At 44.4% G+C, this 23,103-nt stretch carries 17 protein-coding genes; 14 read left to right on the forward strand and 3 right to left on the reverse strand.

Annotated elements, in window-relative coordinates:
- Nucleotides 1–50 precede the first annotated feature (50 nt).
- The 9 genes from ACKTR2_RS05150 (at nucleotide 51) to ACKTR2_RS05190 (ending at nucleotide 10,751) form a co-directional block, all read left to right on the forward strand.
- Nucleotides 51–1,688, forward strand: a complete 1,638-nt coding sequence (locus tag ACKTR2_RS05150) for a peptide ABC transporter substrate-binding protein (protein WP_407883181.1) — start codon at nucleotides 51–53, stop codon at nucleotides 1,686–1,688.
- A gap of 187 nt (nucleotides 1,689–1,875) precedes the next feature.
- A complete protein-coding gene (locus ACKTR2_RS05155; protein WP_407883457.1) occupies nucleotides 1,876–2,265 on the forward strand; it encodes a hypothetical protein in 390 nt (129 codons plus the stop codon).
- A gap of 374 nt (nucleotides 2,266–2,639) precedes the next feature.
- Nucleotides 2,640–4,277 carry a peptide ABC transporter substrate-binding protein gene (locus ACKTR2_RS05160; RefSeq protein WP_407883183.1) on the forward strand — a complete coding sequence of 546 codons (1,638 nt, stop codon included), beginning with the start codon at nucleotides 2,640–2,642 and terminating at the stop codon, nucleotides 4,275–4,277.
- A 183-nt stretch (nucleotides 4,278–4,460) separates the two neighbouring features.
- Complete coding sequence (gene opp3b, locus ACKTR2_RS05165) at nucleotides 4,461–5,390, forward strand: oligopeptide ABC transporter permease (protein ID WP_407883185.1); 930 nt, start codon at nucleotides 4,461–4,463, stop codon at nucleotides 5,388–5,390.
- Nucleotides 5,390–6,412, forward strand: coding sequence for an ABC transporter permease (locus ACKTR2_RS05170; RefSeq protein WP_407883187.1), 1,023 nt, complete (start codon nucleotides 5,390–5,392; stop codon nucleotides 6,410–6,412). Before opp3b ends, ACKTR2_RS05170 begins: the two co-directional genes overlap by 1 nt.
- A gap of 12 nt (nucleotides 6,413–6,424) precedes the next feature.
- Complete coding sequence (locus ACKTR2_RS05175) at nucleotides 6,425–7,546, forward strand: ABC transporter ATP-binding protein (protein WP_407883189.1); 1,122 nt, start codon at nucleotides 6,425–6,427, stop codon at nucleotides 7,544–7,546.
- 16 nt (nucleotides 7,547–7,562) lie between these two features.
- On the forward strand, nucleotides 7,563–8,531 hold the full coding sequence (locus tag ACKTR2_RS05180) for an ABC transporter ATP-binding protein (RefSeq protein WP_407883191.1): 969 nt from the start codon (nucleotides 7,563–7,565) through the stop codon (nucleotides 8,529–8,531).
- Nucleotides 8,532–9,346: 815 nt separating this feature from the next.
- Nucleotides 9,347–10,342 carry an alpha/beta hydrolase fold domain-containing protein gene (locus ACKTR2_RS05185; RefSeq protein ID WP_407883193.1) on the forward strand — a complete coding sequence of 332 codons (996 nt, stop codon included), beginning with the start codon at nucleotides 9,347–9,349 and terminating at the stop codon, nucleotides 10,340–10,342.
- A gap of 100 nt (nucleotides 10,343–10,442) precedes the next feature.
- On the forward strand, nucleotides 10,443–10,751 hold the full coding sequence (locus ACKTR2_RS05190; RefSeq protein WP_407883194.1) for a hypothetical protein: 309 nt from the start codon (nucleotides 10,443–10,445) through the stop codon (nucleotides 10,749–10,751).
- 206 nt (nucleotides 10,752–10,957) lie between these two features.
- Here the strand turns inward: ACKTR2_RS05190 and ACKTR2_RS05195 are convergent, their stop codons facing one another.
- The 3 genes from ACKTR2_RS05195 to ACKTR2_RS05205 form a co-directional block, all read right to left on the reverse strand.
- Entirely contained in the window at nucleotides 10,958–11,614 is a 657-nt protein-coding gene (locus tag ACKTR2_RS05195) for a histidine phosphatase family protein (protein ID WP_407883196.1), read from the reverse strand.
- Nucleotides 11,615–12,334: 720 nt separating this feature from the next.
- The gene (locus ACKTR2_RS05200) at nucleotides 12,335–14,197 is read right to left on the reverse strand and encodes a monovalent cation:proton antiporter family protein (RefSeq protein ID WP_407883198.1); all 1,863 of its coding nucleotides are present in this window, start codon (nucleotides 14,195–14,197) and stop codon (nucleotides 12,335–12,337) included.
- Nucleotides 14,198–14,222: 25 nt separating this feature from the next.
- Complete coding sequence (locus ACKTR2_RS05205; protein ID WP_407883200.1) at nucleotides 14,223–14,870, reverse strand: VTT domain-containing protein; 648 nt, start codon at nucleotides 14,868–14,870, stop codon at nucleotides 14,223–14,225.
- Between the two features lie 587 nt (nucleotides 14,871–15,457).
- On the opposite strand from ACKTR2_RS05205, the gene helD reads away from it, so the two are divergent.
- From helD to ACKTR2_RS05230, 5 genes are all read left to right on the forward strand, one after another.
- Nucleotides 15,458–17,776, forward strand: coding sequence for an RNA polymerase recycling motor HelD (helD, locus tag ACKTR2_RS05210; RefSeq protein WP_407883201.1), 2,319 nt, complete (start codon nucleotides 15,458–15,460; stop codon nucleotides 17,774–17,776).
- 110 nt (nucleotides 17,777–17,886) lie between these two features.
- Nucleotides 17,887–18,813, forward strand: coding sequence for a type I pantothenate kinase (coaA, locus tag ACKTR2_RS05215; protein WP_407883203.1), 927 nt, complete (start codon nucleotides 17,887–17,889; stop codon nucleotides 18,811–18,813).
- Between the two features lie 151 nt (nucleotides 18,814–18,964).
- Nucleotides 18,965–20,176, forward strand: a complete 1,212-nt coding sequence (locus ACKTR2_RS05220) for an MFS transporter (RefSeq protein ID WP_407883205.1) — start codon at nucleotides 18,965–18,967, stop codon at nucleotides 20,174–20,176.
- 401 nt (nucleotides 20,177–20,577) lie between these two features.
- Nucleotides 20,578–21,162 (forward strand): aggregation-promoting factor, encoded by a 585-nt coding sequence (apf, locus tag ACKTR2_RS05225; RefSeq protein ID WP_407883207.1) that lies wholly within the window; start codon nucleotides 20,578–20,580, stop codon nucleotides 21,160–21,162.
- A 176-nt stretch (nucleotides 21,163–21,338) separates the two neighbouring features.
- Nucleotides 21,339–22,640, forward strand: a complete 1,302-nt coding sequence (locus tag ACKTR2_RS05230) for an APC family permease (RefSeq protein WP_407883209.1) — start codon at nucleotides 21,339–21,341, stop codon at nucleotides 22,638–22,640.
- Nucleotides 22,641–23,103: the final 463 nt, after the last annotated feature.

A 23,103-nucleotide genomic window follows, 5' to 3' on the forward strand; every position in this document is an offset into this window, starting at 1 on the left:
TTGATGCGAGGGGTGTACTGCCTGAGTTGAGGGTTGAGGAGTGTGGTTGAATGAGAGTTGGAAAAATTTTGGCACTAGGTGCGGCAGCAACGTTATCGGTATTCACATTAGCAGCCTGTGGGAATAGTCAGGGAGCGTCGGGGCATAAGGGACAGTTAAACCTGATGTTACCGGCTGAAATGCCGACTCTAGATCCGTCAATTGCGACAGATAATGAGTCACTGACCGCCCTGTCAAATACACAGGAAGGAATTTATCGGCTTGGCAAGAACTCAAAGCCTGAGAATGCATTAGCTACTAAGACCACCGTGTCTAAGGATGGGCTTCATTGGACATTTAACTTGCGTCACGGCGTCAAGTGGTCAAATGGTGACACGGTGACAGCCCAAAACTTCGTAGACTCATGGCGACGGACGAACAATCCCAAGACCGGTTCTCAATATGCTTACCTATTTGAAGGGGTGAAGAATGCTGATGCTGTGCAAAAGGGCAAGGCAAAGCTGAGTTCTTTAGGCATTAAAGCTGATGGCAAGTATAAATTATCTGTTACTTTATCGAAGCCAATTCCATATTTTAAATTATTACTCGGCTTTCCAGTCTTTTTCCCGCAAGACCAAAAAGCCATTGACAAGTATGGTAAGAAATATGGTCAAACTTCAGCCACACAAGTTTACAATGGGCCCTTTAAAGTTTCCGGATACAAGGGGACGAATTCTAAATGGAGTTGGGTCAAAAACAACACATACTGGGATAAGAAGCACGTGAAGCTAGATAAGATTAATTTCCAAGTGGTTAAAGAATCCAACACGGCGCTTAACCTATATAACTCCAAGAAAGTTGATATGACCCAGTTGACTGGGGATCAAGTCGCTCAATACAAGAACAACAAAAATTATATTTACCGACCTGGTTCATCGGCGGCCTATGTTGAATTGAACGAAGACAAAGTGCCTGCCTTCAAGAACCAAAAGATTCGGGCAGCATTATCTTACGCAATCAGTCGGACACAGTTAACCAATAACGTGCTACAAGATGGTTCCAAGCCAGCTAAGACATTTACACCACCTAAGTTGGCAAAGGATCCATCCACCGGTGAAGATTTCGCGAGTGAAGCTGAGGTCAAAGGCGCATTGACACAGAATTTAACTAAGGCCAAAGAATTGTTAAAAGAAGGTGAGCAAGAAGCTGGTATCACCGATTTACACTTCAGCCTAATGGCGGATGATACTGATACCGGGAAGAAAAATGCAGAGTTCTTGCAAACCGAATTTGAAAAGTTGCCGGGAGTCAAAGTTGACGTTAATAATGTGCCATATAAGACACGCCTAACACGTTCGGCTGATCACAATTTCCAATCAGTTGTCACGCTGTGGGGCGCTGATTACAACGATCCATACACGTTTGCCCTCTTCACTTCTGATGGGACTTACAACGATGGTCTTTGGAAGAATGCAACGTATGACCAGAATGTTGCCGACTCTGCGGGCAAAAATGCATTGAACAAAGAAGCCCGGTTTAAGAACTTAGTCACGGCCGACCAAACCTTAGTTAAGGATTATGGCGTTTTGCCACTCTACACAGGTTCATTTTCCGGATCAGGACCATTTTTGCAACGACCATACGTTAAAGGGATTATCTACAACTCAGCCGGAATTAATTGGAACTATAAGGAAGCTTATGTTAAATAAGCTTTGTTGAAATAATGAATGAGTTTGATTGATATTTTAGATCGTCACTTTTCGAAATTTGGAGAGTGGCGGTTTTTTGTTGAGTTCGACAATCCACTTGCCTTGGTTAATTTAGCGAGGGCAATTAATCGCACCACTGGGGCTTAATTGCTACGATACCGGTAATTAAGAAAGGAAGGTCCTTATGATGGCATTAACATTAGGTTCATATCAATATGTGCGCGATGTGTATAACCAGAATATGCGGTTAGCACAATATAAATTACCTGAACAATTGACAGATGGCACTCAGACAGTTCACGATGACGGACTTATTAAACTAACCTTGGTTGTTACTGATCAACAAGTAACTAAAATTACGATTGTGACGACGAACCCGCGTGCTACAGAATATATGCAGGTCTTCGAAGGCTTTGAATTTGGCTTTGATGCTGTGGCGACTTGGATTCAAAATTATGAACAATCTGTCACCACTCACGGTCCTTCACAGGGCATCGTTAAGGGGATTTTAGCTGATTACCAGACAACACCTGATGAAGTCCTGACGGTCAACTTGACCCGCGTAGCGAATAGATAATTTGACTTAAATGAAAAAAACCATGGATTAAATGAGAAAAATGCTTTTTAAATTTTCGCAGATCACAGGAATAACGAACGTTTTCTGACATCGATGATTAATTTTATCACCAGAAATAGGATTGTAATGTTGTAAGCGAATCGCTTATATAACAATGATTTGGAGCCTTTTTCAACCCTGATAACAAACGTGATTTTTAAAAATGGCAGAATCTCGATTGACATTAACCAAATTCTCATTTAGTATTCAATCTAAGGTTTTCAAATTGAATCATTTGTCTTGAGGGCCATGGTCGATTACTGGAGTAATGGATCTAACTAGGAGCGTACATCACTCATTGTGGTGGATGTACAGTTGAAAAAGGAGTTGGGGATATGAAGTTGCGGAGAGTACTAGCACTCGGCGCAGTTGCCACCATCTCTGCCATTACGTTAGCAGCGTGTGGCAGCAAAGGTGCATCTTCACATAAAGGAACATTAAATTTAGCTACTACGGCTGAATTGCCAGGTATGGACACGTCTAAGGTGACAGATAATTCATCATTGACTGCCCTAGCTAACACGCAAGAGGGGATCTATCGCATCGGTAAAGATGCGAAGCCTGAAAATGCATTAGCCACCAAGACAACGGTTTCTAAAGACGGGCTGCACTGGACGTTTAACTTGCGTAAGAACACCAAGTGGTCTAACGGAGACACAGTCACCGCGCAAGATTTCGTTTACTCATGGCGACGGACTAATAATCCGAAGACCGCGTCTCAATATGCTTATCTATTTGATGGCGTGAAGAATGCTTCTGCTATTCAGGATAAAAAGGCAGCCGTAAATAGTTTAGGGGTTAAGGCAGACGGCAAGTACAAACTCGAAGTAACCCTTGAAAAGCCAATTCCTTACTTCAAATTGTTACTTGGGTTCCCAATCTTCTTCCCACAAGATCAAAAAGTGGTCGACAAGTATGGTTCAAAGTATGGGATGAAGTCGCAGTACCAAGTTTACAATGGTCCATTTAAGATGGAAGGTTGGACAGGGACCAACACTAAGTGGAAGTGGGTTAAGAACGATACTTACTGGGACAAGAGTGCGGTTAAGACGAAAACCATCAACTTCCAAGTGGTTAAGGAAGCTAACACGGATCTTAACTTATACAACTCCGGTAAAATTGATCAGACGCAATTGACTGGTTCACAGGTTGCCAACTACAAGAAGAGTAAAGATTACAAATTTTATCCTGGTTCAACGTCAGCTTACCTAGAGCTTAACCAAGCCAAGGTACCAGCCTTCAAGAACGAAAAAATTCGGCAAGCTTTGTCTTTGGCCATTGACCGCAAGCAATTGACTGATAACGTCTTACAAGACGGCTCAAAGCCAGCTACTGGTTTTATTCCAACAGACATTGCCAAGAACCCATCCACAGGTGAAGACTTTGCTAAGCAGGCTGAAGTTAGTGGCTACACAGATCACGACTTAGCCAAGGCAAAGCAGTTACTTAAAGAAGGGGAAAAAGAAGTCGGCATTTCTAGTTTGAACTTTAGTTTACTGGCCGATGATACCTCAACAGGTAAGTCAAATTCCGAATTCTTACAATCACAATTTGAAAAGCTACCAGGCGTTAAGGTAACACTGCAAAATGTGCCATTTAAGAATCGGTTGGCCAAGTCACAATCTGGCGACTTTGACTCTGTTGTTTCACTATGGGGCGCTGATTACAATGATCCATACACTTATTCATCGATTATGACTTCCGACAACTCTCAAAATGATGGTAAGTGGAATAACGCAGAGTATGATACTTTGGTTAAAGACTCAGCTGGTAAGGACGCTAATAATAAGCAAGCTCGTTACAACGATTTAGTTAATGCTGAAAAGATCTTGACGAAAGATGTTGGGGTCGTGCCACTTTACTGGGGGACAGCATCAGGTTCTGGTCCATTCTTGACCAAGAGTTATGTTAAGGGTCTCATTTACAACTCTGCAGGAATTAACTGGAACTACAAGAACGTTGACGTTAAGTAATCAGGTGACGTTCGCACGAACCGAAAGGGTTAACCGTTTCGGGCAACGTGGAGAAAGACCATTTCGTTCTGGTTTCTCTCCACGTTTTGTTTTAAGATAAATGTTAATGATTTTCAGCAAAATCTCATTTGTTGAAAATCTAGCAATTATTACTCGTTTGGTTAGATTGTGAGGAAGTAGTTTATGGCAAAATACCTACTGAAGCGTTTGTTTTACCTCCTCCTAACGCTATTTCTGATTGCGACCATCACGTTCTTCATGATGAAGTTGTTGCCAGGGACACCGTTAAGTAACGAGTCGAAACTCTCGCATGCTCAGATTCAAATGATTTATCACACGTATGGGTTAGATAAGCCAGTATGGCAACAATATGTAATTTATCTAGCCGGAATGGTTCACGGCAACTTTGGCCTTTCATTCCAATTTGATAATCAACCCGTGTCTTACCTTTTAGCAACGCGGATGCCAGCCTCCTTCCAATTAGGGGTACAGGCAATGATTATTGGCGTGTTATTAGGGATCATCGTTGGGGGCATCGCTGCCATTCGCCGCAACACCTGGGTTGATGGTACGATGACGATTATTTCAATCTTAATGATTTCCATTCCAAGCTTTGTTTTGGCCATTTTGTTGCAGTACTATCTTGGCCTTAAAGCTGGGGCCTTCCCCGTGGCTGGTTGGGGGAACTTCGCATACACGATTCTACCAACTATTGCGTTAGCAGGTTCGCCCTTTGCCACGACGGCGCGGTTTATCCGTACTGAAATGGTCGATGTTATGAGCTCCGATTACATTGAATTAGCGAAGGCCAAGGGGTTATCACAGACCGGCGTGGTTTATCACCATGCTTTGCGTAATTCCTTGATCCCATTGATTACGTTAATTGGTCCCTTGACTGTTAACCTGATGACTGGATCGCTGGTGGTGGAAAATATCTTCGCCGTCCCCGGAATTGGGGAACAATTTGTTAAGTCGATTACGACTAACGATTACCCAACGATCATGGGGATTACGATGATGTACTCCGTGCTACTCGTGGTCGTCTTGTTATTAACGGATATTGTTTACGGTATTGTTGATCCACGAATTCGTCTGCAAGGAGGTCAAGGCTAATGGCTGAAAACGTCAATGTTCCAGATGATGCATTTGAACCGCTTGGTAAAGAAGATCATCTAGATAATGAAAAAATTGCCGCTCCGTCGTTGACTTTCACGCAGGATGCATGGCGGCGGTTAAAGAAAAATAAAATTGCCTTTGTCTCAATGTGGATTTTATTGGTCATCTTCGCGTTAGCCTTGATTGGCCCGGTGATTTCACCGCATCAACCGAATAACGCGCAACCCGCATATACGAACTTGCCACCAAAAATTCCAGGTGTTCATATTCCTGGTCTAGACGGAACAAAAAGTGTTGACGGTGGCCGGGTTAATGCCTACACCGCCCAGCATGTACCTGCTGGCAAATATTGGATTTTGGGCACGGATTACTTAGGTCGTGATCTGTTGTCACGGATCATTGCCGGGACCCGTGTCTCCCTGGCGGTTGCGCTAATTGCCACCTTGCTTGATTTAACTGTCGGGATCGGGTATGGACTGATTTCAGGTTGGCGGGGCGGCCGAACGGACTTAATTCTGCAACGGATTATCGAAATTCTGTCTTCCGTCCCTAACTTGGTTTACATGATTTTGTTACTGGTCGTGATGAAAGGGTCACTGTTGTCAATTTCTTTGGCGATCGCGATCTCCGGTTGGACGACGATGGCCCGTTTGATTCGGGCCGAAACGTTGACTTTGAAGAGTCAAGAATATATCTTGGCGGCTCGTACGCTAGGTGAAAGTTCATGGAAGATTGCCATGCGGCATTTAATTCCCAACATGAGCTCGGTCATCATTATTCAGACAATGTTTACGATCCCCAGCGCCATCTTCTTTGAGGCCTTCCTTTCTTACATTGGGATTGGGATCCAACCACCGACTGCTTCACTAGGGACCTTGATTTCTGATGGGCAAAAGAACTTCCAGTTTTTACCTTTCCAGATGTGGTACCCGGCCATCGTGTTGATGGTGATCATGATTTGTTTCAACCTGTTTGCTGATGGCTTACGGGATGCCTTTGACCCACGTTCAAGAGAGTAGGTGACGTTAATCGTGGAAAGTACTGAGAATGAAAATTTAATCGAAGTCAACCACCTGCGCATTAACTTCAACACCTATGCAGGTAAAGTTAAGGCGATTCGTGATGTCTCGTTCCATTTAAAAAAGGGTGAAACGCTGGCAATTGTTGGTGAATCTGGTTCGGGTAAATCGGTAACGACACGGGCTTTAATGGGATTGAACGCCGACAATGCTGAAATTGCTGGTGGTGAAATCTTGTTTCATGGTCAAGATGTCCTTAAGAAGTCTGAACAAGAAATGCAACAAATTCGTGGTAAAGATATTGCGATGATCTTTCAGGACCCAATGACTTCGTTGGATCCAACAATGAAAATTGGTCGTCAGATCGCTGAACCATTGCGGGTTCACAATCATGTTTCACGCGAAAAAGCGATGGAGCAAGCTTTAGAAATGTTAAAGTTGGTTGGTATCACTGATGCAGAACACCGGATCAACGATTACCCACACCAATTTTCTGGTGGGATGCGGCAACGAATCGTGATCGCAATCGCTTTAATCTGTTATCCAGAAGTTCTGATCGCCGATGAACCTACGACTGCTTTGGATGTAACCATCCAAGCACAGATCTTGAAATTGATGAAAGAACTTCAAGAAAAGATTGAGACTTCCATCATTTTCATTACCCATGATCTTGGGGTTGTTGCTGGTATGGCTGACCGGATTGCCGTTATGTATGCCGGTAAAATCGTGGAATACGGCACGGTTGACGAAATCTTCTACAATCCACAACACCCTTATACATGGGGGTTATTGAACTCGATGCCGACGCTAGATACGCGCAGCGGCGACTTGTCCGCTATTCCTGGTACGCCGCCAGATTTGCTCGACCCGCCTAAGGGAGATGCATTTGCGGCCCGTAATCCGTATGCGCTAAAGATTGATGCAGAACAGGAACCTCCGTTCTTTAAGGTCTCTGAAACACATTACGCGGCAACTTGGCTATTAGATCCACGTTCACCACAAGTGGTGCCACCGGTGGCCATTGCGAAACGACAAGATCAATGGGCCAAGATGCACAATGCCGATGGCGAATTGATTCGACCAGAAGCACCGCTACCGACACCGGCCGCTCCGAGCGACGATGATCGTGAATAAAGAAAGGAGCGTCAAAATGGATTACACAGATCGGAAAAAGATTTTAGAAGTTAAAGATCTGAAGCAGTACTTCAACGTTGGCAAACGTGATGAAGTTCGTGCCGTTGACGACGTTTCCTTCGACATTTACGAAGGGGAAACGTTTGGCCTAGTTGGTGAATCGGGTTCTGGCAAAACGACGACTGGGCGAGCAATCATTCATTTATATGAACCAACTGGCGGTGAGGTGCGCTTTGATGGACGTGATGTTTCTAAAATCAAAGATCGTAAGGAACAGTTGGAATTTCGGAAAGAAATGCAGATGATTTTCCAAGACCCATATGCGTCATTAAACCCCCGGATGAAAGTCAAAGACATCGTCGCTGAAGGAATTGATATCCACCATTTAGCTAAAAATGACGAAGAGCGTTCTAAAATGGTGGAAGATTTACTGGAAACGGTTGGTTTAAATAAAGACCATTCTAGTCGTTATCCTCATGAATTCTCTGGTGGTCAGCGTCAACGGATTGGAATCGCACGGGCGTTGGCCGTTAATCCTAAATTCATCATTGCAGATGAACCCATTTCAGCACTGGATGTTTCGATTCAGGCGCAAGTGGTTAATTTGATGAAGGAATTGCAAGTTAAGCAGAGTTTGACTTATCTCTTCATCGCCCATGACCTGTCAATGGTGAAGTATATCTCTGACCGAATCGGAGTGATGCATTATGGAAGAATGTTAGAAATCGGCCCAGCCGATGAGGTTTACACCAAACCACTACACGACTATACGACGAGCCTATTGTCAGCCGTGCCCATTCCTGATCCAGAGATTGAACGGACCCGACAGCAGTTGGACTATGATTCCAGTCGTGAAAGTGATGGTAAACCACGTAAGATGGTGGAAATTGCACCGCATCACTTTGTTCGGGCGGCTGAAGATGAAATTGGGATGTATCAAGATCGTGCTCGTAAGGCCGGCCTAGAAGTCTTACAGCAAGCTTAGTGATTATTTGAAGTTGTTGGTTGCTTTCAAGTGAAGGCGGTCAACGACTTTTTTGTTCAACAAAAACAGCGACTTCACTGAGGAAGTCGCTGTTAGAGTGGTTTATTTTTTGAAAATATGTCAGGAGATATTGTTGACAGAGTTGTTGGCCATCAACACTATCTAAGATAACTGGTGGAGCTTAAAATAACTTAAAAACCACCAATTTTTTTGAACAAAGTTGTTCGGCCAGCTAAAAACCTTCCTGCTAGCCATAACAGGAAGGCTTTTGGGGGATGAATTCTTTCGGAGTGTAGGAGTGTGATAGCAATATTGCTATCAACAATATTTAAGATACTGAATCAAGCTTAAATAGACCTGAAAATATAACTGAAAGACCAGATTTCTTTAATAATGCTCCATCCTTGCGATTAGCCTGCTCAATCGTGATTGTCCGTTGTTGCTCAGATTCAAAACGGTCTTGCTTACACTCTGATGTAAACGTGTTCGCCAGACCTGAGTCCTATGCACAACCAGCAATCACTACCGGGTGAAGCCCACCCGTCCATGATTTCCAGTTGTTGCTCGGCCTCACTCGGTCTTGCTTACACTCTGATGTAAACGTGTTCGCCAGACCTGAGTCCTATGCACAACCAGCAATCACTACCGGGTGAAGCCCACCCGTCCGTGATTTCCAGTTGTTGCTCGGCCTCACTCGGTCTTGCTCACACTCTCTGATAAAAGCTAGGCAACCGCCCTAGATAAGTTGTAAACTGTGGTGGATACGAAAACCACAATTTGGCTTTGATGTTAGCCAGCAATTTTGGAGGATTTCCATGAAGGTTAAACAGATCCTGACAGCAACCGCGCTTTTAGGGGCCGCAGCCGTCACGGCTCAGGCGCGTTTGATTGAGCGTCGTAGTGTTAGTAGTAAGGTCTTGGCTGGGTTAATGCGTCTACAACCCAAAAAAATGTTTAGTCCCTATAAGCATGCGGAAAATTTAGTCACGTATGAATATTTTGCTGAAAAAAATGCGAAACCTTGGCAAATGAATCAGCAGTTTAAAGCCAAGTATCATGCGATCATGTCGTCAACGTATCCTTCAACTTATGAATTCCATGGACGTTATCATGACAATCGATATACCGTTATTTACTTGCATGGCGGTCGTTTTTGGAATCAGCCACAAGCGATGCAAATTCGGTTTGCCCGTAAACTAGCTGATACATTATCAGGGACAGTGTTAATGCCGATCTATCCACTGGCTCCAAATTACGACTACCAGGATGTTTTAACCTCATTGGAACGGTTGTATCGTGAGGTACTCAAGACAGTCGATCCGGCTAAGTTAATTATTATTGGCGACTCCGCTGGGGGTGGCTTGGCATTGACATTAGCTGAGGCACTAAAGGAGTGGGACCTGCCGCAACCGAAAAACATTGTGGCCCTTTCCCCGGTGTTAGATGTGGGCTTAACCAATGATGAAATTCGGTATTATGAGGCTGCCGATCCGGTCTTAGATCGTTACTCGTTACAAGTGATGATGGGTCATTATTATGCGCACAATACCGTCACGACCGACTGGCACGTTAGTCCGCTGTATGGAGATGTCACTGGGCTGGGACGGTTAACCATTTTTGTTGGCACGCGGGAATTACTTTATCCAGACGCAGTTAAATTTCGTGAAAAGGCTAAACAAGCTGGCGTTGACATTGACTTTTTCGATTATCCTTATATGATGCACAATTTCTTCAGCTTGCCGTTACCCGAGACTGATCAAGCCTTTGATCAACTGATTTTTGTGCTGGAACAACCATTGGCAATCGGCTAGTTGAGATTTGTGTTACGCTGAGATATTTAATATGGTTGACTTCAGACAAAAATAGTTTTATCCTGTTGGTCACATTCAGGCGAAAGGCGAGGTGCTCAGGATGAATGAAGTGATCTTGTATTTAGCTAACCATATTGAAAATGACGAATTACTCGGACGCTTGGTTCATGATATTGCCGCTTATGAAAGCTCGGAGCAGTCACGACCGACTAAGCAACTGGCCCGTCAAATCAATCAGGTGGCGCGTCGTTTTGTTGAAGGTGAAGAAGATCGTGTTGACTTAACTCACGTGCATCGTGACCCTAAATTAGCGGCATTGACGATGGCTTTAAAACAGTCGTCACAACATGACAGAATGGCTGGACAGCCGCTATTGGCAGCACCGCGATATACGACTGAGCAAGCATAACTCGGCAATCGTTGCTGAACGTATCATAATAGAATCGCTCTGAATTTTAATTTACGAGGCGCTCCAGCTTAAGTGGGCGTCTTTTTTGATGACGGTGGTTTATCCAAAATGGTCTTCGGTGGGTAACTAGCCGTTTTTTAAGGGCGAACAAAAAATAAGCAGGTGCGCACCCAATTGAAGTCGCACCTGCTTATTTATTTTATTCCTTAAAGTTGAGCGTCGAGACGATCAGTATAATTAACTGTGACGTGGTCGGCGTCGATGGTTAATTTAGTGACGCTACCATTGCGTGGCCCAGGTTGGGATGCAAATTTGTCGGAATAGTGATCGATGACATGTCGTAAATACGTTCCATGGGTTACCACTAAGACATTATCACCATCGTGATGTTGTTGCCGCAAGAAGGTGATGCCAGCTTGAATTCGACGCCATAAATCATCGTAGTGCTCCGCATGATGATAAGGGTCAGCGTCAGCGACCAAGTTAGTTGCATCTTTGAGTCCCAGCTTTTCGATCAAGGCGTTGTAGCTATCGCCGCCCTTGGGGGAACCGATTTGATGCCACATGAGCATGTCATCATAGCCTTCCCAGAAGCCAAAGAATTGTTCACGGAATTCTGGGCGCTGAATCGGCTGTGAAAGTGCACTAGGATTGGCGGCCAAAATTAGTTTTCCCGTGGCAAAAGTCCGCGGTAAATCGCTCGAATAAGCAGCATCGAACGGAATCTGGCTCAGCAATAAACCGGCGTGTTCGCCATCGTTAATTCCTTTTTCGGTCAGCGGTGCGTCCACCCACCCTTGCATCCGATGATATAAATTCAGATAAGTTTGCCCGTGACGAACCATGTAAACATTAAATGACATGAGAGCCTCCGTAATTATTAATAGTCCTATCATAGCAAATTCCGGTGTTTCGCTCCAATCAATCTAGTCAATTGATGGCGTCAACTTTTAGTGGGGTAGTCACTTAGACTAGTGATAGGTTAAACCTTGACAGTGTTATCCACGATCGACCAAGCGTGAACTTTACGGGCATTCGGTTGGAACGCCGTGGGCCTGCTCTGAACGTGGAAGTACCCTGATTTCACAGTCAGACTTTATCGTAAGCGAAGGACGCTAACGATAACGACACAGGCTGAGCCGATGCCCGCTACGTCCAGGTTGGTCTACTTTTCAGTTCACTCACCTATCTTTCGACTTGCAGCGTGATCGCTTCTATCGGGCGGACCAAAGGCGATTTTGATCCTATTGGACAAGCTGTGGGCTTGATACTATCGCATTTTGTGCTAACACTCGTGTCCAATGTTCGTTCGCCAATTGCCTTAATCCGGTCCGCCTGTCGACCTGCAAGTAATGAAATAGCGGACTTTCCAAACGAAGTGACCATTTCGGTAATGATTTTTTGTAATACAGACGACAAGCGTGATTCCTCCAGTGTGTTTAGATTGTTTTCTTCAAATTAACATTCGATCACTAGAGGGGTCACTCCCTTTTTATTCTTAGAATTCTACCCGCTTAAACTTTACGTCGACAATCAATTGCAGGGTGACAGAACCAGTGACAAAGTTAAGCCAGTCGATTTTACTAATGATTAACGGTCCCAAGAGCTGCGCGGATGTCGGCAATGGCGGCTTTAGAGCCAGTGAAAATTAAGCGATCATTGAGCTGTAACACTAAATTTCCAGTTGGTTTGATAAATTGTCGATTACGAATTACCTGTGAAATTGTGATTTGATTGATGAATGGCAGATCGCTGAGATTGATGCCGGTGAAACGCTGGTTCAGGATAGTGACTTCGAAAATTCCCGCATCGGTGTCGGTCAAAATGCGCAAGGTATCAGGCGCTTCAATGAGACTGCGCGACAAGGCTAGTGTGATTTCCCCCGTATTGAAGACCTCGACCCCTGCTGCAGTGAGTTGATCTTCGGTTTGATCTAAAATATTGCGATCTTCATAGCGAACCAATACGCGGGGCACACCGTATTCTTTAGCAGCTAAGGCAACGCCGGCGTTTTGGGCCGCGTTATAATGACCAATAAACAAGATATCGGCATCAAAGGCACCAATATCAGCGAGTCGTTTAGGCGTGAATGGATCGACCAATGTGACATTAACTTCACTATTATAGGCACGATAGTTTTCTGGTTTATCCGTAAACATGGCAATGTCATACCACCCTTTAGCCAGTTGCTGGGCCACCGGGACGGTGGTGATGTTGGTGCCAATGAAATGGACCGTTTGTTTGGGCAATGGTTCAGCGTCAGCAGCAAATAAGCGGTTAAATAGTAGTGGTGCAAAGATACAGGTAATAATCGCCGCTAACAAAAAGGCACCAGCTTGTTGATTCGTCATTTGATGGAGCGAGACAGCAACGGAATCAATAGCCAAAACTAACGTGATGGTGGTCACCGATAGGGCAGTTCCGGCCGTTGCATTGACGGCCTTAAAGCGTAATTTCAGAATGGGCCAGATCGCAAGTTTGGCCACCACGTAGCCAATAAATAGTAAAGGAATCAATAAGAGGGTCTGCGGACTGGCCATTAGGGCGGGGATGTCTAATTTAACGCCAGTCATGATGAAAAAAATCGGGATGAAGAAGCCGTAACCGATTGAATCGAGTTTCTCTTGCGTCGCTGGTCGTGGTTCGAGTAATTTCATCACAATACCAGCAACAAACGCCCCGAGGATGTTCTCGGCTCCCACCGTTTCAGCCACAGTGACGAGGGCGACAATGAGGAAGAAAGCTAAGCGGATGTCCAACTGAGTGGTTGATTTATTAATTCGTTCAAACCACGTGAAAAAGGTGCGGAAGCGTAGTTGCAAGATGGCAGCGACAATGAATAAGATCAGCACCCAATAGATTGATTTGCTCGCATGACCGACCAGACTCGCATAGACCGTGAGACTCAGCATCGGGACCACTTCACCTAGAACTGCGATTAAGAGCAAGGTTTGTCCATAGGGGCGACTGAGCAATTCGTTTTCTTTTAGCGTAGCGATTACCACCCCCAACGCGATGGTGGCAAATAAAATGGCAGCTAACCATGGATCTGTGAATAAGCCGGTGGTTTTGAGGGTCCAACCCATTGCAATTGCTAATATGACGACGGTGCCATAAGCGAGGATGGCGAGCATGAGTGGACCCAGTTGTCGCGGTGAATTGGCGGCGGCCTTCTTTGCACGTGCCGTTTGAGGTAGGGGATGGCGACGAAAAAGGCTGAAATCAATTTCCATGCCACTTAAAAATAATAGAATAATCACGCCTAATGTGGACAATTGGTTGAGCGTGCTCGAGGTATGAATCCAGTTGAAACCGCTCGTGCCGAGGACAATACCGACAATGATTTCGACGACGGCGGTCGGTAAGAACGTAATTTTAAAACGAGCCATTAACAAGGGTGTCATTAAGGCCGCTAATAATAAGATTAATAGTGAAAGTTGCCCCATGGAACGTGCCTCCCAAGGTTAAGCATTATGGTCGATAGAAGTGATTAGAGTGACGGCGTAGATGTCGTGTTAATGCGACGATAAAGCCAGGTAAAATCCCGATTGCAGCGACGCCAACAAAAATCCAGGCAAAGTGGTGCTGGACGAATGGGAGACGGCCGAAGTAGTAGCCAAGGACACTACCAACAGTGACCCACAATGCGACGCCAATAACGTTTAAAATCGCAAATCGACGTTCGCTCATCTTCGTTGAACCAGCTAAGAGTGGGACAAATGTGCGGATGAGTGGCACGAAACGGCCGAAGATGACGGCGCGACCGCCATATCGCTTAAAAAAATCACGGCCGCGTTCTAAGCCACCACGCAGATGACGATTAATGAATTTGAAGCGCAACAGCCAAGCGCCAATGCGAAAGTTTATCGTATCGCCCAATACTGCTGCAAAAAAGAAAATGGGGACTAAGATTTTAATGTCTAAATTTGATTGTGTCGCGGCCGCGATGGCGCTAGTCACAAAGATCAAAGATTCTCCAGGGAGCCATGGAAAAATCACCAAGCCGGTTTCCGCAAAGATCAGAAGAAACAAGGTGACGTAGCTCCAATCGCCCATCCAAGAGAAAAGCGGCAAAATGTATTCTTGTAAGTGACTCAAAATGTGAAAGAGTTGTGACATGCACTGTCCTCCTCGTCGTCCTCCGATTACCCTTAAGTGTAGATAAAATAGGTATGAATAGCGAGACATCGGAGCTGACTTTGATGAATTTTTAGTTATGTGGATCATGATTGACCAAATTCAGTCGGTTGACTTACTCTGGCGGAACGCGCTCGTCTTCACTCGTGATGGCTTACGCTCTGATGTAAACGCGCTCGCCAGACTTAATCCTTTGGCGTGGTGGTGTTTAGGATCAGGCCAGTATGAATTGTACTTTGGTGCTTACACTAGCCCCAAAATTTAAGCGGGTGAACCGAAAGTAGACCAACCTGGACGTAGTAGGCATCGGCTCAGCCTGTGTACTTCCGGATTCAGAGCAGGCCCACGGCGTTCCAGCCGAACACCCGCAAAGTTCAGGTTGGTCGACAGTAATAACCTTGTAAAAGGGGGAATCTAACGCCAATTTTTGACACCCGCCCACGCAAAGGTAACGCCATCGATTCATACCAATCAGTTTACTTAACCACCCTAATTGAGCTATAATATTTAGTACGATTTTTCGCTGATTAACTTTGATTTTAAGTGAATCAAGGGGGACCATAGACAAGATGGAGGGCGATCACGTGACTGACTCAGCCGAGCAACAAGAACAAGTGCATCTAGATGGTGTCATTGGAAAAATTAAGGTTGCGCAACAGGTCGCTAGTGAGGATATTGCCACTGCGGCCCGAGACCGAAAAGATATTGAACGGGCATTTGGCGAGGTTCATCTAAATACAGGTAGCTATGAAGGCATGACGGATACTGCCATGTCATTACGTGCACAACAACAAATGCTTGATGAACGCCAGAATAGCTGGCAACATGCCACGCAACGGTTAGACGTGTTGCAGAAGTTAGAACAGACGCCATATTTTGCCCGAATTGATTTTCAAGAAGGTCCAACTGGTAAGCCAGAGACAATTTACATTGGCCTGGGTTCGTTTGCCGACTCACCAGATCACTTTTTGATTTACGATTGGCGGGCGCCAATCTCTTCAATTTATTATGATGGTGGCCTGGGCGACATTACGTATCAGACTCCTGATGGTCCACAAACTGTGGATGTGAAGTTAAAACGTCAATTTCAGATTAAAGATGGCGTGATTGTGACGATGTTTGATACCGATGAAGTTGTCGGTGACTCGATGTTGATGGAGGCGTTAGGCAATGCCTCCGATACTAAGATGAAGAGTATTGTGACCACCATTCAAAAAGAACAAAATCAGATTATTCGAGACACCAATTCTGATCTCCTATTTGTTCAGGGAGCAGCTGGATCTGGGAAGACGGCAGCTGTGCTTCAGCGAGTGGCCTGGTTGCTGTATCGGTATCGGGGAAATTTGACCGCTGGACAAGTGGTTTTGTTTTCACCTAATCAGTTGTTTAACGATTACATCAATCAAGTATTACCTGAATTAGGTGAACAAAACATGGTGCAGATGACATACTTGCAGTACACCAATCGCCGTCTGCCGAAAATTCAAGTTGAAACATTGCAACAACGTTTTGAAGCAACAACGGATGATCAGTTTCGTGCGGTAAATACGTTAAAGGGGAGCCTTAACTACTTTAACGTGGTCACAGAGTACGCAAATCATTTGGAACAAGCGGACATGCGTTTTCGTGATATTAAATTTCGTGATCAAGTCTTCATCAGTAAGGAAAAAATTGCAGAAATTTATTATTCATTCAACGAAAATTATCATTTGGCCAATCGATTATCAGCAACGCGTGAGGAGCTCATTAAGATCTTGAATCGCCGTATTTCAACGGAGATTCGCGACAAATGGGTTGAAGAAGCAGTGCAGAATTTGACCCGTGAAGAAGTCGATACCATGTTTGGAGATCAACCACGTGAATTCGATAGCCAAGATAAAGAGTATCGTTTCTTAGCGCGACAAATCGTGATGAAGGCGTTTAAACCCGTTCAATTGGCCATTTCACGGAGTCGGTATTTGAACATTAACGCGCAATACGCACACTTTTTGCGTCATGTACCGGCCATGCTTGACTTATCCGCGCAAGGAATCAGTGAAGCACAGTGGCAAGCAAGTGTTGAAGCGACGTTATCAGGTTACCGAAACCATCAGCTTTCATTAGCTGACACCTCTGCTTATCTATACTTATACGATATGATGACTGGCAAAAAAGGTGAGAAAGCAATTCGTTTTGTCTTCATTGATGAAGTGCAGGATTATTCGGCCTTTCAATTAGCTTTTCTGAAGTTTAGTTTTCCACGGGCTAAATTTACATTACTCGGTGATTTAAACCAGGCAATCTTCACACAAGAAAACAGCCGGACATTGCTCAGTGAACTATCAACGATGTTTGATCCAGAAAAGACGCGGGTTGTTCAGCTAACGAAATCCTATCGGTCGACCCAACAGATCACGGATTTCACGAAGGCCTTGTTAGTCGATGGGGAACAAATTACGGCGTTTAATCGGGCAGGTAATAAACCGATTGTCTCGGTAGCACCAACTCAATCCGCACAAGAACAGCGGCTATTGACACAACTGAGTGCTAACGACCAAGCCCATGAGACGACCGCTATTATTGGGAAAACATTAGCGGCCTGTGAAGCGGTCGCCGATCAATTGAAGGCCGCCGGAGTGAAGGCTACACTGATTCGAACGGAAAATCAGCGCTTAGTCCCGGGAACTTTAATTGTCCCAGCGTATCTAGCAAAGGGGTTAGAGTTTGACGCGGTGATCGTGTGGGATGCTTCTAAGAAAGTTTACTATGACGAAAGTGAGCGGCAATTGCTCTACACGATCTGCTCGCGGGCGATGCACCAATTAACATTGCTCGCAACTGGTGAATTAACGCCATTAATGGATCGTGTGCCAGCAGCGTTGTATACGCGAGAAACAGTCACTGCGTAACGCGTGAAATCAAAATAACAACGGGTGTGAAGCCGCTTTCAAAAAGTGGTTTCACACCCGTTTTGCTATGGTATACTGAACAGGAATTTTTAAAAACGTGGGGCAAGCAAATGGCTGAACAACTTGATAATTATGACCAATTTAAACGTGATCAGTGGCAAACATTATTCGATGCTGAGTCTGTACCATTAGATGAGATTGATTTGGAACAAATACGCTCATTAAATGACCGTATTTCATTGGACGATGTGCGCGAAATTTACATGCCATTGGTGCATTACATTCTATTGAAGTACCGGGATTTCCAACGGGCTAATGATGAACGTAGTGATTTTTTGCGCGTTTCTCACCGGCATGTGCCCTTTTTAATCGGGATTGCTGGGTCAGTTGCCGTTGGAAAGTCGACAACTGCTCGGCTATTAGCCTTGCTATTACGACACTTATACCCGCAACTAAAAGTGCAACAAATCACCACTGATGGGTTTTTATACCCTAATGCCGTGTTAGAGGCGAAAGGGATTGCCGATGACAAGGGGTTTCCAGATAGTTATGACATGCCCCGACTGATTCAATTTTTAAATGATGTCAAACAATCTAAGCCTCATGTCCAAGCACCTAAGTATTCACATCAGGTGTATGACGTGATTCCTAATGAGTATGACGAAATCGATCAACCAGACATTTTAATTGTTGAAGGCATCAACGTCTTACAATTACCTTCGCAAGCTGAAATTTTTGTCAGTGACTTTTTTGACTTCTCCCTCTATGTAGATGCGGATCCGCAATTAGTTGAGCATTGGTTCTTGGAACGGTTCAATATTTTGCTGAATTCTGCATTCAACGATCCCACTAATTTTTATCATGAATTGGCGACTGGATCACGAGAAGATGCATTTCTATATGCACGACAGGTCTGGGATGATGTTGATTTGCGCAACCTGAAAGCGTACATTCTGCCAACGCGTAATCGGGCTAACGTCATTTTGCATAAAGTCAGGCATCATACCATTGATGCTGTCTATCTGCGGAAGTATTGAAGCTGGTTGTCCAGACCAGTAGAGCCTTGTTGGGTGAGTGTGATCATCTTGACTGGGCTTTTTTGTTTTGAAAAAGCCAAAAGCAGGCGACGATAGCTGATTTTTTGGTATGATAGAACGAATTTAACAGATATGGAAAGGGGGCGGTTAGATGTCAGAATTGCCGGTAGTTAATCGTAAACGGACGTTCAATTGGCCGTTGTTTTTAAGTCCGTTCATTTCACGACTCGGAGATGCGTTGTATATCTTTGGATTAAATTGGTTCATTGTTAAGGCCACAGGGACTGCCTCTTTACTGGGAATTGTTCAAGGGATTGGCGGAATTGTGTTGGTCGTGGCTGATTTATTAGCGGGGCCGTTGGTTGACGGCATGAATCGTAAAATGGTCATGTTTTGGTCAGATGTTTTGAGTTTTATTGCTTGTTTACTAATGGCCTTAATTGTCGATGTCAATCATCCAGTGTTTTATCAGCTGGTACTGTTAACGGTGATTTTAGACATTGGTCTAGGTTTCAACTTTCCAGCGGCCAAAGCATTGGTGCCAGAATTGATTGAAACGTCAGCGCTACAACGCTTTAATGCTTTGTCTAACACGTCAATTAATCTGGCAGATATTTTTGCCCCACTATTGGGTGGCGCGTTACTCGCCATTAAATGGGTCAATTTCCGCGAGTTTCTGTTTATTAATGCGGCCTCGTTTTTGTTGTCTATCGCACTGGTGTTAGGCATTTCATATCGTTATCAACCGGAACGCCGTCAGCGATTGTCAATATGGTCAAGTCTCACTAGCGGTTTTAAATATGTGTTAGGCAAATCATTATTGGTTCAGATGGTCGTTGTTGACAGTGTCGTGAATATTTTCTATGCCGCCTTTAATTTATTATTACCATATGATGTTAAACATTATTTCAATGGTGATGAGCACTTATATAGTTACTTAATGGCGGTGATGGCAATTGGCGGCATGCTCGGAGGCCTGAGTCTGATCCGCTCACAAAAAGTACGCACCATGAATCAAATTGAACATGAGATCTATTTACTCGCGGCGGTGATGTTGATTGCCGGCGTGTGGCGACCATATTTGGTGTTGCTGGTCGTTACTGGCATCTATGGCTTTTTGATTTCACGAATCGGCGTTAGTTTATACACCTTAGTGCAAGATCAAACGGAAGTGGCCTATTTAGGACGAGTTTTCGGAATTTGGTTTATCTCCGTTGATTTTATGCATCCGGTTGGTAACTTTATCTTCGGGTTTATTATCGATTGGTTGGGCGAAGGTACCTTTATTTTAATGGGTGTGACTTTAGCTATGGCAATTTTCGTCATTAGTTGGCTTTTTTCACGGCGCCAGTCAGAATCCTAGCTTTTTAACTTAAACGAGACGAACGATGATGCATTTTGCAATTTGCTTGCAAAATGCATCTTTTTATGTGGTCAGTTAAACCGCTATGTCATCGCAATAAGAGCCGTAAAGAGGTCTGAAAACAATTGTCCACAAGTAACTGATAAGTCGATAAATTGTTAGGGGCACAAGACGTTTCACGAATTGGGTTATATTACGAAATGTTTCAGATATCGGAATATATGACATTTACGGCTGAATTTGTAATGTTTACGGTATTCTTCTGTTATTTACAATCTGTATAGTGGTCATCGTTAAGTTATTGTTATTAAAGAAATCTTAACTCACCATTACGAGTTAATTAGCCAGCATGTAACCAATCCTGGTTACATCAAACAACCTTAGGAGTGAAATTTTAGCATATGAAGATCAAACAATTAGTCTTGTCTACTGCTAGCGCAACCGCATTACTTGGTTTAGGGAGTGTCGTCGCAAATGCTGACACCAATATCACTGTTAAAAGTGGTGACACGGTTTCTAAGTTAGCTGCTGAAAACAACAGTACTGTTGAAGCCATTGTAAACGCGAACCACTTGCAAAATGGTGGGAACTTAATCTTTGTTGATCAATCACTGACTGTTCCTGATGCCGATGGTGCTAACACTGCTGCCTCGACCCAGCAACAAACGCAGACAACAGCTACGCAACAACCAGCTGCTGCAGTACAGCAAGCAACAACCACTCAAGCACAAACCGCTGCTCCTGCAGCCCCAGCGGTTTCTGGTTCTGATTCAGCAGCCCAAGCTTACATTGCTGCTCGCGAATCTGGTGGTTCATACACAGCCGTTAATGGTCAATACTACGGCAAATACCAACTTAGTTTAGACAAGTTGGGCGGCGACTTATCACCAGCTCATCAAGAAGCTGTTGCAACGCAATACGCTGATTCTCGTTACGGTTCATGGGCCGGCGCCCAAGCCTTCTGGGAAGCAAACGGTTGGTGGTAAGCAACTTGGCGTAAGCCAATAATTAAGTCTATTGATTAAGGGTCGTCCAGTGATGGACGGCCTTTTTAGTGTCTTGAAATAAGTTGGCTGATTTTCTCACGAGTTTTATTTGCGTTTGAGTACCCTCTAAGGTGCATAATAATGTTTATATTTATTTATAGGAAGAAGGAACTGCAATGAAGGGACGCTTTGGCTTTATCAGCATCGTCTTGTTTGGCCTAAATGCCATCATTGGCTCAGGAATTTTTTTGTTGCCAAATACCGCAATGAAATTAATCGGCCCAGCTAGCTTATTAGTCTTTGTATTTGACATGCTTTTAGTGATCAGTATTGCATTTTGTTTTGCAGAGGATGCAAGCTTGTTTCGTGAAAACGGCGGCCCGTACGTCTATGCAAAAGCCGCATTTGGTGATTTTATTGGTTACGAAGTTGGTTTTATTATCTGGGTGATTAGTATTATTGCCTGGGCGACTATGGCAGCAGGATTAGCGACCGCTTTGGGCGCTTTATGGCCAGTGTTAGCGCAACCAGTGTGGCACGCAACGATTATTACGGGTCTCTTAGTTGGGTTAGGACTAATTAATATTCTCGGTGTTAACGTCACCAAATGGTTGAATGATGTTGTCACTGTGGCCAAAATGGTTCCGCTAGTGTTTTTTGTCGCAATTGGGCTCTTTTTCATGCATGCGGGTAATTTTACGCCGTTTTTTCCGCATGGGCATTATGCAACCGGATCATTTGGTCAAGCGGCAATTGTGATGTTTTATGCGTTTACCGGTTTTGAGGCCATTGTTATTGCCGCCGAAGCCATGAAAAATCCCCAACATGATGTGCCGCGAGCGATCATCACTGTCATGGGTCTGGTGGCGTTGTTGTACTTTTTAATTCAAACCGTCTCGATTGGTATCTTGGGACCACGATTGGCGACAACGACGGCACCGATGCAAACAGCTTTGTCAGCGATTCTAGGACCAGTTGGCAAAGCAATTATTGGTGCGGGGACTGTGATCTCGATTACCGGCATTGCCATTGCACAGTCATTTACGGTACCGCGTAGTGGTCAAGCGATGGCGGATAACGGCGTGATGCCGAGGATTGTTGGTCACCTGAATCGGCGTGGTGTACCTGATGTTGCGGTCATCATTTCGGTTCTATTAGCATTGCCACTGGCCTTGACGGGCACATTTAGTACGTTAGCTGCCATTTCAGTTGTCTCGCGATTTGCTCAATACTTGCCGACGATTTTAGCGGTGTTGGTCTTTCGTCGAACGCGTCCAAATCAACCACGAGCCTTTCGGGTTCCGTTTGGACCAGTGATTCCCATTATTGCAGTATTGGTTTCATTTTGGTTACTAGCGCAGGCGCAATTGGTGAACTTGATTTGGGGACTGGGTGCCTTGGTGGTTGCAATCCCCTTTTATTTCTTAACGCGTAACCGGCGCCGTGAACTTGAACAGCAACAAAATCAGCATCGATAAATAATCAGAGCGAAACAAGCCGGGTGATGTCGAGCACTAGCTGAGACTGACTGGTTGGCGCTCTTTGCCAATTAGGCAGGCTGGGCTAGGCACAGACATCAGGCTTGGGTAGCTCGACAAATACAATAAACCGCTCAGTCAAGGGATCAAGTGGCTGAGTGGTTTTTAACTATACCAATTATAAAAATAGACGGATTTTTGGTTAACAATGTGGCTTTTCGTCAACAAAATAATGGCAAAATACAACCGTGTGCTAAAATATAGACCAATGTGATAAACATCTTGATAGTTATGGACATAAAACGGTATTCCAATTTTAACGGTTCATGAATTTTTAAGCTAATTATCATCATTATCACCATTTTATTCTTGCTGACTTATGATGAGACCGCTATTGTATCAAACATAGACCAAAAGCACCGGTCGTGATTTACTCGCCGGATTGTTAAAAGAAAAGGATGAT

The sequence above is a fragment of the Furfurilactobacillus curtus genome (assembly GCF_045862785.1).
In the GTDB taxonomy this organism is placed as follows: Bacteria; Bacillota; Bacilli; order Lactobacillales; family Lactobacillaceae; genus Furfurilactobacillus; species Furfurilactobacillus curtus.